Annotated in this window: 14 protein-coding genes; 5 read left to right on the top strand and 9 right to left on the bottom strand. The window is 33.7% G+C overall.

Going from position 1 to position 12,594, the window contains the following annotated elements:
* Positions 1-19: 19 nt before the first annotated feature.
* From AC4FQ3_RS12090 to AC4FQ3_RS12080, 3 genes are all read right to left on the bottom strand, one after another.
* Positions 20-985 (bottom strand): hypothetical protein, encoded by a 966-nt coding sequence (locus tag AC4FQ3_RS12090; RefSeq protein ID WP_491182013.1) that lies wholly within the window; start codon positions 983-985, stop codon positions 20-22.
* A 2-nt stretch (positions 986-987) separates the two neighbouring features.
* Positions 988-1,488 (bottom strand): RNA polymerase sigma factor, encoded by a 501-nt coding sequence (locus tag AC4FQ3_RS12085; RefSeq protein ID WP_042565163.1) that lies wholly within the window; start codon positions 1,486-1,488, stop codon positions 988-990.
* 451 nt (positions 1,489-1,939) lie between these two features.
* Positions 1,940-2,776, bottom strand: coding sequence for a DUF6929 family protein (locus tag AC4FQ3_RS12080; RefSeq protein WP_491182012.1), 837 nt, complete (start codon positions 2,774-2,776; stop codon positions 1,940-1,942).
* A 135-nt stretch (positions 2,777-2,911) separates the two neighbouring features.
* Between AC4FQ3_RS12080 and AC4FQ3_RS12075 the strand changes: the two genes are divergently transcribed.
* Positions 2,912-3,793, top strand: coding sequence for a PPK2 family polyphosphate kinase (locus tag AC4FQ3_RS12075; RefSeq protein WP_491182011.1), 882 nt, complete (start codon positions 2,912-2,914; stop codon positions 3,791-3,793).
* Between the two features lie 171 nt (positions 3,794-3,964).
* Here AC4FQ3_RS12075 and AC4FQ3_RS12070 read toward each other — a convergent pair whose 3' ends face one another.
* The gene (locus AC4FQ3_RS12070; RefSeq protein WP_042565167.1) at positions 3,965-4,483 is read right to left on the bottom strand and encodes a hypothetical protein; all 519 of its coding nucleotides are present in this window, start codon (positions 4,481-4,483) and stop codon (positions 3,965-3,967) included.
* Between the two features lie 369 nt (positions 4,484-4,852).
* Here AC4FQ3_RS12070 and AC4FQ3_RS12065 point away from each other — a divergent pair, with 369 nt between their 5' ends.
* Positions 4,853-5,080 carry a DUF8828 family protein gene (locus AC4FQ3_RS12065; RefSeq protein WP_017495128.1) on the top strand — a complete coding sequence of 76 codons (228 nt, stop codon included), beginning with the start codon at positions 4,853-4,855 and terminating at the stop codon, positions 5,078-5,080.
* A 47-nt stretch (positions 5,081-5,127) separates the two neighbouring features.
* The gene (locus AC4FQ3_RS12060) at positions 5,128-7,065 is read left to right on the top strand and encodes an LTA synthase family protein (RefSeq protein ID WP_491182010.1); all 1,938 of its coding nucleotides are present in this window, start codon (positions 5,128-5,130) and stop codon (positions 7,063-7,065) included.
* A 59-nt stretch (positions 7,066-7,124) separates the two neighbouring features.
* Here AC4FQ3_RS12060 and meaB read toward each other — a convergent pair whose 3' ends face one another.
* The 5 genes from meaB to AC4FQ3_RS12035 form a co-directional block, all read right to left on the bottom strand.
* Positions 7,125-8,222, bottom strand: coding sequence for a methylmalonyl Co-A mutase-associated GTPase MeaB (gene meaB, locus AC4FQ3_RS12055; RefSeq protein WP_042565169.1), 1,098 nt, complete (start codon positions 8,220-8,222; stop codon positions 7,125-7,127).
* A 140-nt stretch (positions 8,223-8,362) separates the two neighbouring features.
* The gene (locus AC4FQ3_RS12050) at positions 8,363-9,004 is read right to left on the bottom strand and encodes an NAD(P)-dependent oxidoreductase (protein WP_042565251.1); all 642 of its coding nucleotides are present in this window, start codon (positions 9,002-9,004) and stop codon (positions 8,363-8,365) included.
* 55 nt (positions 9,005-9,059) lie between these two features.
* A complete protein-coding gene (locus tag AC4FQ3_RS12045; protein WP_491182009.1) occupies positions 9,060-9,467 on the bottom strand; it encodes an Rrf2 family transcriptional regulator in 408 nt (135 codons plus the stop codon).
* Between the two features lie 142 nt (positions 9,468-9,609).
* Positions 9,610-10,074, bottom strand: a complete 465-nt coding sequence (locus AC4FQ3_RS12040; RefSeq protein WP_491182008.1) for a DoxX family protein — start codon at positions 10,072-10,074, stop codon at positions 9,610-9,612.
* A 53-nt stretch (positions 10,075-10,127) separates the two neighbouring features.
* Positions 10,128-10,694 (bottom strand): Crp/Fnr family transcriptional regulator, encoded by a 567-nt coding sequence (locus tag AC4FQ3_RS12035; RefSeq protein WP_042565172.1) that lies wholly within the window; start codon positions 10,692-10,694, stop codon positions 10,128-10,130.
* Between the two features lie 105 nt (positions 10,695-10,799).
* Here AC4FQ3_RS12035 and AC4FQ3_RS12030 point away from each other — a divergent pair, with 105 nt between their 5' ends.
* Both AC4FQ3_RS12030 and AC4FQ3_RS12025 read left to right on the top strand, forming a co-directional pair.
* Positions 10,800-11,711, top strand: coding sequence for an AEC family transporter (locus AC4FQ3_RS12030; protein WP_491182007.1), 912 nt, complete (start codon positions 10,800-10,802; stop codon positions 11,709-11,711).
* 111 nt (positions 11,712-11,822) lie between these two features.
* On the top strand, positions 11,823-12,461 hold the full coding sequence (locus tag AC4FQ3_RS12025; RefSeq protein WP_042565174.1) for a peroxiredoxin: 639 nt from the start codon (positions 11,823-11,825) through the stop codon (positions 12,459-12,461).
* Positions 12,462-12,594 lie beyond the last annotated feature (133 nt).

The following is a 12,594-nucleotide window of genomic DNA, read 5'->3' as shown; positions in this document are numbered from 1 at the left end:
AGATTTTTTGATGTAAGAATTATTTTTTGTTGATCGGTTTTCCTGTTTTCGTGGTGATGATTACAACTCCTTTTTTTCCTTTTTCGCCATATTTTGATGTGGCTTCCAGATCCTGAAGTATTGTAATGGTTTTAATTTCCTGTTTGTCCAAAGGCGCGTACGGACTCGTTGGATTTGAGCCGTATAAATCATTTTCAGAATAATAAATTCCGTCAATAATATATAAAGGTTCGTCCAGAATTACTAATGAATCTACGTTTGAAGGTTCAAGATTTGATATTTCAGCAGACATCATTTTGTCTTTTTTGGCGTCATCGCTATTGGCCATCGCATTTCCGTTTATAACCACCAGCGGAGCACTTTTCTTAGCTTTTACAGATGATTGCTTTTCAGCGAAAGCTACTCGGGCAGATTCTTTTTGTACTGCTTTTGAATAACCGAAACTTTCATTTTTATCTTGTTCGACAGCAACTTCTTCTTCTGCGTATTTTGGTGCAGATTGAACCGGAGCTGCCACAACGACCTCATTAAGAACTGGTGCTGCCGATACTGCATCTGCAGTTCCTTCGCTAAACGAACGTTGTATTTCGTTTACCGCTACTTTTTGCTGTTGTTGAATTTGTTTGTCCAGAATTTTAACAGCATCTTCTTTCGGAACTATTTCAGAATTTTCAACAGCAACACCATCTTTTTCTACAACAGCATTCTGAGTTTTCGTTTCAACAGAATCAGTAACGACAACTTGATTATTTTGAATTTCTTTTGTTTTATCTGATAGCAAAAACTGAGATCCTAAAGAAATTAATAATAAAAGAGACGCTGCAATGGCAATTTTTTTCCATAACGCGATTGTTTTTTTATCTTCTTTCTTGTCGAGTTTCTCTTCAACGCGCGACCAGACTTTTTCCATTCCCGGAAAATCTTTCAGCTCAGAGTTTTGCGCTGCCTCTTTAAATTTATCGAATATTTTATCTTGATTGTCCATGACTACTTTGCTTTTTGGTAATACAATTTGTTTACTAATTCCTTCAACTTAGTTTTAGAAGCATTCAATTGTGATTTTGATGTGCCTTCAGAAATGTTGAGCATGCCGGCTATTTCCTTGTGTCCGTAACCTTCTATAACAAAAAGGTTAAAAACAGTTTTACAGCCATCCGGAATATGATTCAATAAATTGAGCAAATCTTCTTCTTCGAGCGAATTGATCTCGTCAGTAAAAGGTTGCGAAAGCAGTTTGACATCATCCAAATACATATTAAAGTTTGTATTTTTCTTGATCGTTGCCAAACAATGGTTAACCGCTATTTTTCTTGCCCACGCCTCAAAAGCTTTATCTTCTTTAAGCTGTTCTATTTTTGTAAAGATGGTATAGAATGCATCAGCCATAGCTTCTTCAATTTCTTCTTCCTTCTTTAAGTATCGTTTGCAAACGCGATACAGTTTTGGAGCCATATGCTCATAAACCTGACGCTGTGCGTCGCGGTTCATTTTTTTGCAGCCGGATATTTGAGTTTCGTTTATCACAATTGGTGTCTTTCTTATATAGAGAGATAAAAAGATAAAAAGGTTGGGACGAGGTTAAAAAAAAGTTTTTTTTAAAAGGTTTAAAGTAACAAAGATACAAAGGTTCAGGGTTTTATCTTTGAATATATTTGTAAAGGCGCATTTGTAGAGGCGCACAGCAGTGCGTCTCCCTCAAAGATATTCGCCAATTTTTTTTAAGGGATTAAAATCCCTTGCTACAAAATAAATCATTCCTCCGGAATTTTATAAAGAGTTCCGGAGGAACGGATCATATTGTAGGGATGGATTTTAATCCATCATTCGCAATTGAATCGACAATGTATATATCATTCTAAATATATGAATGTGGAAATTCTTTGCGGGAGACGCACTGCTGTGCGCCTCTACGATTAACGTTGTGGTTATGAATTGTGTATTACTTAACTGGTAAAACCAACTTAAAAATCTTCGTTTCTAAAAGTTCAGTATCATTATCCTCACATAATAAAAATTCAATTTTATCATTTGATTTTTTATAGTAAGTCAAGCCTTCAAATTTATTTGTGGATGTTATTTTTTGCGTAAAATCAATTTTCATGGTTTTAAGATCGATTCTACCAATGAAGCTTCCCAAAATATCTCCGTCGTCGTAAGTCGATTTGGTATCTTCTGCGGTAGAAAGGAAATAGATTTTATCTTCGACCAAAATAGCATCGGTAAAACTAGAACGAACGCCTTTTATTTTTGGCAGCTTATAATTGGTGGCAACCAAAGCAAATTCTTCACCCAGACTTTTAGCATGAATCGTAAAAATGGTGTTTTTGTTTGAGATTCCATTTCCGCGATTGAACAAATACCAGTTTTCGCCATCAAAAATAGCGCCTTCCAAATTAAAATCTTCTGGTTTTATAGCGCCGAAACTTTGCATTACGGCGTATAAATCGGCCAAATTATTTTTTTGTAAAATGGTTTTGTTTTTTAAATCAAAGGCAATCATTTTGTTTCTGTTTTCGGTTGAACCGGAACCAAAAACATAAAGTGTATCATTATGATGCGTAACAGATTCAAAATCTGGTTTTATATTTTTCGGAATATTTTGTGACGGATTATCGATTAATGGATGATGGCTTAATTGCTGATTCTGCATATTGTATTCGTATAAAAATCCGCTGTTATCGCCAATGATATACAATGAATCGTTATTGAAAAATAATCCTGATGCCGAACCGATTCCGATGATTTGAAATAATATTTCTAATGTAAATTTTTCCATGAATGTTGTTTTGAAAACTAAATGTAGCCTTAATAGTCCTGAAACTCCGGGAAAAACTATTGCAATGAATAGCAGTTCCGATAGCTATCGGAATTCGTAAAATTAGTATATTTATAATACAAAAAATAAAAACATATGAAATCTATAGATCCGAATGATTTTAAAGTTACAGATAAAATAAAATTATCCAAGATTCCAACTTTGTTAGATATAGAAGCTGATGATGAAGAGAAAGAAGAAAAAATGGACAAAGTGAGAGACAAATTAAGCGATTTGCAGGACGTAATGTATTCGCATAATAAATACAGCGTTTTAATTTGTTTGCAGGGAATGGATACATCCGGAAAAGATAGTTTGATTCGGGAAGTTTTTAAAGAATTTAATCCGCGTGGAGTAGTGGTGCATAGTTTTAAAACGCCCAATTCGACTGAGTTGGAGCACGATTATTTATGGCGTCATTATATTGCTTTGCCCGAAAAAGGAAAATTTGCGATTTTTAACCGCACGCATTATGAGAATGTTTTGGTTACACGCGTACATCCGGAATATGTTTTGGGAGAGAATTTACCCGGAATAAATTCTGTGGATGATATTACGCCTAAATTTTGGAAAAAAAGAATCGAGCAAATCAATAATTTCGAAAGTCATATTGCCGAAAACGGAACGATTGTCATGAAGTTTTTTCTGCATTTGAGCAAAGGAGAGCAGAGAGAACGATTGTTACGCCGCTTGGAAGAAGGAAAGCACAATTGGAAGTTTTCTCCAGGCGACCTGAAAGAACGCGAGCATTGGGACGAATACCAACAATATTATGAGGAAGCTATAAACAGAACTTCGACAGAGCACGCGCCTTGGTTTGTAGTTCCTGCCGATGATAAAGAAATGGCCCGCTATATTGTGGCCAAAATTATCTGGGAAGAAATGAAAAAATACACGGATATTAAAGAACCGGAATTAGACGACAAAATAAAAGCCAACTTTGAAATGTATAAGAAGGAATTATCGGGGAATAAATAATTAGATAATTTGTCAATTGAGATAATTAGATAATTTTTGTCAGGATGAATAATGGCTGTTCCTTATTATTATATAGATATTTTAGAACTTCCATAAAATTATAAACCCGGCGATTGTGAGGATCTGCCGGGATTATTACCAAAAACAAAAGAATAAAAATGAAAGTATTTTTTACAAATCAAATCCATACGCTAAACGAAGCGCTACCTGATTTGTTTTGAATTTATTGTAATCTTCGTAACGTACACTGATATCAATGTATTTGTTAGCATATCCAATTCCGGGTGCCCATAAAAAAGTAGTATCGTCATAACCGTTTGTTACGGCAAAACCGGCACCAACTTCACCAAGAACATAAAATTGATCTTCCCATACAAAAGCTTTAAAACCAGCTTTTGCCGGAATAAATCCAAGATCATTTACATCAACTCCATTTTCATCTTTTCCCATAAATAAATTGGTGAAACCAGTAGTTAATGTAAGTGAAGTTCTTCTTGATAAATCATATTGTAAACGAACGTCACCACCAAGAGACCAATCGTAAGCATTATCAGTTGGCAAACCACCGTTTACCCCAAAACCTAATCTAAATCCCTGATCGTAATTTTTTACTTCACTGTCTTGAGCGAATGTTGTGTTGGTGTATAAAAAAGCAAAAGCAGCAAGGCATATAAATTGTAATTTTCTCATGACAATATTTTTTTAATTATTAATAGTGTAAAATTAAACGCAAGGCATTTGGTGTTTGTTATATAATTTTTTGAAATTTTTATATAATCTCGTATTGAGCTATTAAATGCTTAATATTTGCTTATAATTTTAATAATACCTAAGAATTCAAAGCTTCTGATTATCTTTGCCGGGATTAACGACAGCAGCAATATTTGTGTATATTCGCTTTCATTACGTAACCAAAAAATTAATCCATAATTCATCTTCAAATAACTAAATTTGGAGATTAAAATATAAGTAACAGATTCTCACAGATTATTTTTGAAACACTTTAATCCGTTCAATCTGTGACAAAAAAATATAAACAAAAAAATAAATTAAATAAAAATGGAATTACCTAAATTTTTACTTGGAGATAATACTGATTTCCCAGATGATATTTTTATCATTCACCTTGATTACCCAAGATTTATAATCAATTTAAAAGATGATGAGGTTGAATTTATGGAAGAAGCTGAAGATCTTGATGAAGCAGAATTGAATGCTGAAATGGAAGGACTAATTGTTTTGGCTAATGAGTTTTATGATAGAGAAATAAACCGTTACGAAGAATAGAGAATCTGTAATTATCTACCTCAGCCCAAAACATTTAAATCTTTTTGATGAAAAATTTACGTTTTTTAAAACCTGTTTTTAATTTTATAGCAATCGGATTGCTAATTACCACTTTAAGTCGAATCTTTTTATTTTTTCTCTTTAAAGATAGAGTTGTCGAAACACCCAATTTCTGGTATATTTTTCCAATCGGTCTTCGAATGGATTTGATTTTACTTTGTTATTTGTCTTTTCTTCCCGCTGTACTAATTACATTTTTGCCTAATAAATGGCTTAAGTTTACGAATACATTTTTGGTAATTTATAGTTTTTTATTCCTGTTTTTGATTTTGTTTGTAGAATTGGCTTCGCCGGATTTTGTAAAACAATACGATACACGTCCGAATAAAATTTTCTTAGATTATCTGATTTACCCTAAAGAAGTAGTTGGAATGCTTTTAAAAAGCTACCTGACTTCGATTATTGTGACTTTTTTAATTTTGGGAGTTGTAATTTATTTTGCTTTCAAAAAAGGGAAACAGCTTTTTCATTCTAGAAGTGCCGAATATAAATTCAAACTGATGATTTTTCCATTAGTGGCTTTTTTATTGTTCTTTGGAGCACGTTCAAGTTTGGTTTCAAAACGTCCAATTAACGCCAGTAATGCTGTTTTTTCTACAGATCAATTGACAAATTGTTTGGGATTGAATTCATTTTATACTGTTGCTTTTGCTGCCTATTCGATTAAAAACGAAGGAAACACAAAAATGTATGGTAAAATGGACGAAGCCGAAGCAATCGCTCGTGTAAAAAAATACATGATAGCCGGAAAAAGTGATTTTAATGATGCTGATATTCCGTTTTTGCATGTGCAGCAGCCGGATTCTCTTATGAAGAAACCATATAACTTAGTAATCTTTTTGCAGGAAAGTTTAGGAGCTGAATATGTTGGAATTTTAGGTGGAAAACCATTAACACCTGAATTTGATAAATTATCCAAAGAAGGTTTGTTGTTTACCAACTTATATTGCACAGGAACCAGAAGCGTACGTGGAATTGAAGCGGTTGTAACCGGATTTTTGCCGTCACCGTCTGAAAGTGTTGTGAAGTTAGGGAACTCTCAACAAGGATTTTTCACGCTTGCAGATGCTTTAAAACAAAAAGGTTATGACACTAGTTTTATTTATGGTGGAATGGCAAATTTTGATAATATGGCTTCATTTTTCAACGGAAATGGCTTTGAGGATATCGTAGATCAAACAGATTTTGAATCGGACGGAAATGAATATGCGTTTAAAGGAACCTGGGGTTATTCTGATGAAGATTTGGTAACAAAAGCAAATAATTATTTTAAAGCAAAAGGGAATAAGCCTTTCTTTTCTTTAATGTTTTCGACTTCAAATCACGAACCTTTTGAATATCCGGCAGGAAGAATTAAAACGTATGACAAAACGGCTGCGACAGTAAATAATGCAATGAAATATGCCGATTTTTCGATTGGGAAATTCTTTGAAATGGCAAAAAAAGAAGCTTATTTCAAAAACACGATTTTCATCGTAATCGCGGATCATAATACAAGAACCTACGGTAAAAATTTAGTGCCAATAAACAAATTCCATATTCCGGCCTTAATTATGGGGCCAGGAGTTGCAAAAGGAGTTTCATATAACAAACTGGCAAGTCAAATTGATATTCCGCCAACATTATTGGGTTATTTAGGAATTCCTTTTGAAACGCCAATGGTGGGAAGAAACCTAAATCAATTGGATCCAAAAACACAAGGAAGATCGATTATGCAGTTTAATGATATCAACGCATTTAGAGTTGAAAATCAGGTTGTAATTATGCAGCCAAATTTGAAACCTCTGCAATTCGAAATCAAAAATGATACAACCTTAATTCCTGTAAAATTAAATGAAGAATTAGCAAAAGATGCTTTGGCGCATGTTATTACAGCAGGTAATTTATATAAGGAGAATAAGTATAAGTTGAGAGGAACTAAATAGGTCCAAAGGAAAAAGGTTCAAAGCGACAAAAGTTTTTACTCTGTCCCTTTGAACCTTTGCTACTTTGTCCCTTTGTTAAAATACAATTTTAATAAACTCTGAGCAGCTGCAAAAGGTGAAATTTCATCGTTTTGCACTGCTTTTTTGTTTTGTTCTAATTGTGAAATTATTTCCGGTTGATTATAGAAGTTGAATTTTAGTTGCTCGTTTATGGTTTCCATCATCCAGAAATGATTCTGCTCTTTTCGTTTTTCCTGAAAAAAGCCTGTTTTATTTGTCATTTCAAAATAAGCAGAAATTGTGTTCCAAATCTCTGATACACCTTCTTTTGTAATTGCGCTGCAAGTGGTAACTTTTGGCTGCCAATTTGATTTTTTTGGAGGAAATAAATGCAAAGCCCTGTTGAATTCAAGTTTCGCCTGATTTGCTTTTTTGATGTTATCGCCATCTGCTTTATTGATGACAATAGTATCTGCCATTTCCATAATGCCGCGTTTAATGCCCTGAAGTTCATCTCCGGCACCTGAAATCTTTAATAATAGAAAAAAGTCTACCATACTGTGTACAGCAGTTTCACTTTGCCCAACACCAACGGTTTCTATAATGATCGTATCAAAACCTGCAGCTTCGCATAAAATAATTGATTCACGGGTTTTTCTGGCTACGCCGCCCAAAGTATCTCCGGAAGCACTTGGCCTGATAAAAGCATTTTCATCTTTCACGAGTTCTTCCATTCGGGTTTTATCACCCAGAATACTCCCGTGCGAAAGCGAACTGCTTGGATCAACGGCCAAAACAGCAACTTTTTTACCCAGCTGTGTCAGGAAAGTTCCAAAAGCTTCGATAAAAGTACTTTTTCCAACGCCGGGAACACCTGTAATTCCTATTCTGATCGATTTATTGGCATGAGGCAAACATCCATTAATAACTTCATTTGCTTTTTCAGCATGTTCGGGATTTGTGCTTTCTACTAAAGTTATGGCACGGCTTAAAGAAGTTCTGTTTCCGTTAAGAATTCCGTCAATTAATTCATCTGAAGAAGGTTGCTTTCTCCTGTTTTTCTGAATTTGATTTATAGCAGAAATACTGGTAATTTCTGGGGGCGAAATTCCGGCTTTTTCTTGTAAACTGCTCGATTGTTTATTTGGACTTGGCAAAATACTTTTTTTGGTATTGTAAAAGTACAGAAAACAAAAACAGTTTCAAAAAAAAGGATTTTTGAAACTGTTTATGAGATTCAACACAAATTTCACAAATTAGCACTAATCAATTTGTAAAAATTAGTGAAATTAGTGTTTTAATACCCCGCTGTAAAACGTACTTGGTGATGTTTTGGCGTTTCTGTTTCGTCAGCGATAACAACTGCTAAATCTTCTACAGAAAGAATACTTCTTTGCTCATCATTAAAAACAGGATTTTCTAAACCTAAACGGTATTTTCCTGTTCTTCCGGTTGTAGTTCCTGCATGCATTTCGAAAGCCGGACTAAAAAATGCCCAATCTAAATCTTTTTCTTCTTTAATAATATTCAAATAATCTCTTGCGGCGCTTGCTCCCGGATAGATTTCTTTAGGAAAATCAGGAGTGTCAACTGCTTGTAAATCTGGTGCAACAAATAAACTTCCCGCACCACCGATCGTGATAAAACGTTTTACACCAGATTTTTTTGCAGCTTCCTGAATTGCTTTTGAACCTGCCAGAAAATCGTCATAAATATTTGGGTTTGTCCAACCTGGATTATAAGCGTTTATAATAACGTCATGTCCCTTTAAAACATCTGCCAAAGCATCAACATTAAAAATGTCTGTAGCAATCCATGTTGCGTTTGATGTTTCTTTCGGGTTTCTGGCAATAGCAGTAATGTTGTGATTTCTGTTTGCTAATTCGTTTAAAATAGCTGAGCCAACAAATCCTGTTGCTCCAATAATTGCGATTTTCATAATATATAATTTAATAGTAATAAAAAATGTTACAGTTTTGTATAAAAAAATAGCTTTAGAACTGATTCGAAAAATCTTCCAAAGAAATTCCTTCAAGTTGTAAACTAACTTTTTGATTCATATCTGCATATAAGGCAGATAGATTTTGATTGATTTTTTTTCCAACAGGACAATCCGGGTTGGGTTGATTTTTGGCATAACCTAAATTAATGGTTTCAAAAGTCATTTCGAAAATCTCTTTTAAGGTGATTTTACCTGGATCAACAGACAATTTTGTTCCGCCATTTTTACCTTCTTTACTTTCTACAATGTTGTGTGATTTCAAATTGGCAATTTCTTTTCGAACCAAAACAGGGTTCAGATTAATACTCCCCGCAATAAACTCCGATGATAAATAATCATTTGGGAATTTAGTGAGCAAAGTAAGAATGTGAATCGTAATGGCAAATTTACCTGAAAGCATACTGTAATAAAATATGTTACAAATGTAAGTTGTTTTATGAAATAAAAAAAAGTTTTAACTAAAATTTAATTTAAATAGAAGCTAAGATGAAACGGGAAGTGGTGCACATCATTTGTTTAAACAATGTGCATTCCTTTGATTGCTATTTGATTTTTGATTGATTTCTGATTGAAAAATAATAAACCCAAAGTATAAAAAGAAGTTGCAGTGGTATTCTAAACCATAGGTACGAAATGCCTTTGCCGCTATAATCGGCGGTTTGTAAATTTATATTGTGACATGCAGCATAGATGTTTGCAGGAAGCAACATTATAAAAAATACTATAAGTAGTTTGCCTGTAAGTGATGTTGTTTTTGGTATCAGAAGTCCTGCCGCCGCTACTAGTTCTATGATTCCAGTAATATATACAATTGTGATAGGTGAAGGTAAAAAAGAGATCATCATTGCCATTCCTTTGGCAAATGCAAAATGCCCAATCGCCGTAAATACAAGCATTGCAGCCATTGCTATTCTGCCAGCCTGTGAAACTTTAAATTTTTTAATTGTTAATTTTATAATAAGTAGAACACTTGCAAAGACTCCGAATAAAATAATTAAGGTTTCCATATCTTTTTTATGCAAAGTTGCATCCTAAAGAAACCTAAAACAATGAACCTGGGTTAATAAATGCGTTTTCTTATTCTGCTTAAAGCTTGTGGAGTAATGCCAATATAAGAAGCAAGGTATTTTTGAGGAATTTTTTGAATCAATTGTGGTTGTTCTGTAAATAAATTGCGATAACGTTGCTCAGCAGAATCGTTAAGGAGCGAAAGTTCCCGCTTCGATTTTTTTAGAAATAATCCCTCACTTGCAAGACGCCCAAGAGTATTACCAATTTTTGTTTCGGCATAAATATCCTGAAGATCGCTATATGATATGCGCCAAAGTATGGTGTCAGCAAGAGTTTCAATGGTATAATTTACCGGTTGTCTTGTAATAAACGAATCATATCCACTTGCAAATTCTCCATCAAATACAAACGTAAAAGTGAGATCATTATCTTCACCCGGAATATAATACCGAACTAATCCTTTCTCTATAAACGAAAGATAATTTTCGACATGCCCCGTTTCAAGTATAGGCGTTTTCTTTGAAAATTCCTGACGTATTAGCTTTGACGAAAAAGTATTCCAGTCCTCATCTGAAAGTTTTGCCATTCGCTCAAAATTATCTCGTATTCGCTGCATTGATTTTTTAAATTACAGATTAAAAGTAATAAAAACTTTATGAAGCGGTATAATTTGTTTTATACATCAGCTTATAAATGCCTATTTTTGTGGCTACTTAACGATATGAACAACTTTATTCTAATATTCTTCTTTTTGTTTCTAGGATTGCTTTTGAAAAATATAAAGCAATTTCCAACGCATATCTATAAGAGTATCAATAAAATTGTCATTTATTTATGTCTGCCGGCAATCACTTTATATCATATTCCGAAAATAAAATGGAGCAATGAGTTATTGTTTCCAATAGGAGCGGGCTGGATTAGTTTTTTACTGGCTTTTGTTTTTTTTCATTTCTTAGGAAAAAGATTAGGCTGGTCAAATAAATTGATTGGCTGTTTAATTCTGACTGCAGGATTAAGCAATTCATCTTTTCTTGGATATCCAATTGTTGAAGCTTTATTTGGAAAAAAAGGTTTAGAAACAGCTGTTTTGGTAGATCAGCCAGGAACTTTTGTTGTTGTTTCCACTTTAGGTGTTTTCGTTGCCGCTTTTTATTCTAAGGGAAGTCCCGATGCTTTGAGTATTTTTAAGAAAATCATCTTTTTTCCACCGTTTATTACATTTGTTGTCGCTTGTTTGATGAATGTTTTTGAGTACGATTTAGAACTTAATCTTCAATCTCTTTTATTGAAATTGGGAAGTTTAGTTACGCCATTAGCTTTATTTTCAGTTGGATTGCAATTGAGTTTTGATCGAAAAAGTCAGCACTTGCAATTTTTGCGACTAGGACTTTTTTTTCGGCTAATTGTCACTCCGTTTATCATTTTGGTTTTATACGTTTTTGTTTTTAATCAGCATTCTGAAGCTATAAAAATCACCATTATTGAAATTGCAATGGCACCGATGATAACAGGTGCAATTTTGGCTTCGACTTATGGTTTAAAGCCAAAATTGAGCAGTATGATGATTGGTTTCGGAATTCCAGTTTCGTTTGTAACCCTTGCTATATGGTACTTTGTCGTTAGTTTTATTTAGCTTAGAATAGTAATTAGATAGAAAAGATAGAATTTTAACTTTTTTTTCGGAATTGAATGTTTTCCTTGTTCTTTTTTTGACTAATTTTAGATGAACTAAAAAAATACAATTATGTCAACATTAAGATTAGGCGATATAGCTCCGGATTTTTCTGCAGAAACTACAGAAGGACCAATTCATTTTCACGAATGGTTAGGAGATTCATGGGGAGTTTTATTTTCGCATCCTTCAGATTTTACACCGGTTTGTACAACTGAATTAGGAACAGTTGCTAATTACCTTCCTGAATTTACTAAAAGAAATACAAAAGTTATTGCTTTAAGCGTTGATGGTTTAGAGTCACACAAAGAGTGGATAAAAGACATCAATGAAACTCAAAATACAACAGTAAATTTTCCGATAATTGCTGATGAGGATAAAAAAATAGCCACTTTATACGATATGCTCCATCCAAATGCAAGTGACAAATTTACAGTACGTTCTGTATTTGTTATTGGTGCCGATAAAAAAATAAAATTGACGCTTACGTACCCAGCTTCAACAGGAAGAAATTTTGATGAACTGCTTCGTGTTATCGATAGTTTGCAATTAACAGCAAATTATAGCGTTGCAACACCAGCAAACTGGAAAGATGGAGAAGATGTAGTAATTACTCCTGCGGTTCCGGACAGTGATATTCCTGCAAAATTTCCAAAAGGACATACTCCAATAAAACCATATTTGCGTATGACACCGCAACCGAATAAATAAGGTGCTAAGAAACTAAGGTTCTAAGCTGCTAAGTTTTCAAAGTGGTTAAAATACTAAGGTGCTAAGTCTGTAAGATTTATTGAGAAAAAACTCAGAAACTTAGAGACTTAGCACCTTAGATACTTTTAAAAAG

The organism is Flavobacterium sp. AK-345 (assembly GCF_058310175.1).
The sequence above is the reverse complement of the archived record's forward strand: the minus strand, read 5'-3'. Positions and strand labels throughout refer to the sequence as shown.

Excerpts from the sequence above, each read along its gene's own strand:
- AC4FQ3_RS12090 (WP_491182013.1), bottom strand. The coding sequence starts at position 985 with ATGGACAATCAAGATAAAATATTCGATAAATTTAAAGAGGCAGCGCAA.
- AC4FQ3_RS12085 (WP_042565163.1), bottom strand. The coding sequence starts at position 1,488 with ATGAACCGCGACGCACAGCGTCAGGTTTATGAGCATATGGCTCCAAAA.
- AC4FQ3_RS12080 (WP_491182012.1), bottom strand. The coding sequence starts at position 2,776 with ATGGAAAAATTTACATTAGAAATATTATTTCAAATCATCGGAATCGGT.
- AC4FQ3_RS12075 (WP_491182011.1), top strand. The coding sequence starts at position 2,912 with ATGAAATCTATAGATCCGAATGATTTTAAAGTTACAGATAAAATAAAA.
- AC4FQ3_RS12070 (WP_042565167.1), bottom strand. The coding sequence starts at position 4,483 with ATGAGAAAATTACAATTTATATGCCTTGCTGCTTTTGCTTTTTTATAC.
- AC4FQ3_RS12065 (WP_017495128.1), top strand. The coding sequence starts at position 4,853 with ATGGAATTACCTAAATTTTTACTTGGAGATAATACTGATTTCCCAGAT.
- AC4FQ3_RS12060 (WP_491182010.1), top strand. The coding sequence starts at position 5,128 with ATGAAAAATTTACGTTTTTTAAAACCTGTTTTTAATTTTATAGCAATC.
- AC4FQ3_RS12050 (WP_042565251.1), bottom strand. The coding sequence starts at position 9,004 with ATGAAAATCGCAATTATTGGAGCAACAGGATTTGTTGGCTCAGCTATT.
- AC4FQ3_RS12045 (WP_491182009.1), bottom strand. The coding sequence starts at position 9,467 with ATGCTTTCAGGTAAATTTGCCATTACGATTCACATTCTTACTTTGCTC.
- AC4FQ3_RS12040 (WP_491182008.1), bottom strand. The coding sequence starts at position 10,074 with ATGGAAACCTTAATTATTTTATTCGGAGTCTTTGCAAGTGTTCTACTT.
- AC4FQ3_RS12035 (WP_042565172.1), bottom strand. The coding sequence starts at position 10,694 with ATGCAGCGAATACGAGATAATTTTGAGCGAATGGCAAAACTTTCAGAT.
- AC4FQ3_RS12030 (WP_491182007.1), top strand. The coding sequence starts at position 10,800 with ATGAACAACTTTATTCTAATATTCTTCTTTTTGTTTCTAGGATTGCTT.
- AC4FQ3_RS12025 (WP_042565174.1), top strand. The coding sequence starts at position 11,823 with ATGTCAACATTAAGATTAGGCGATATAGCTCCGGATTTTTCTGCAGAA.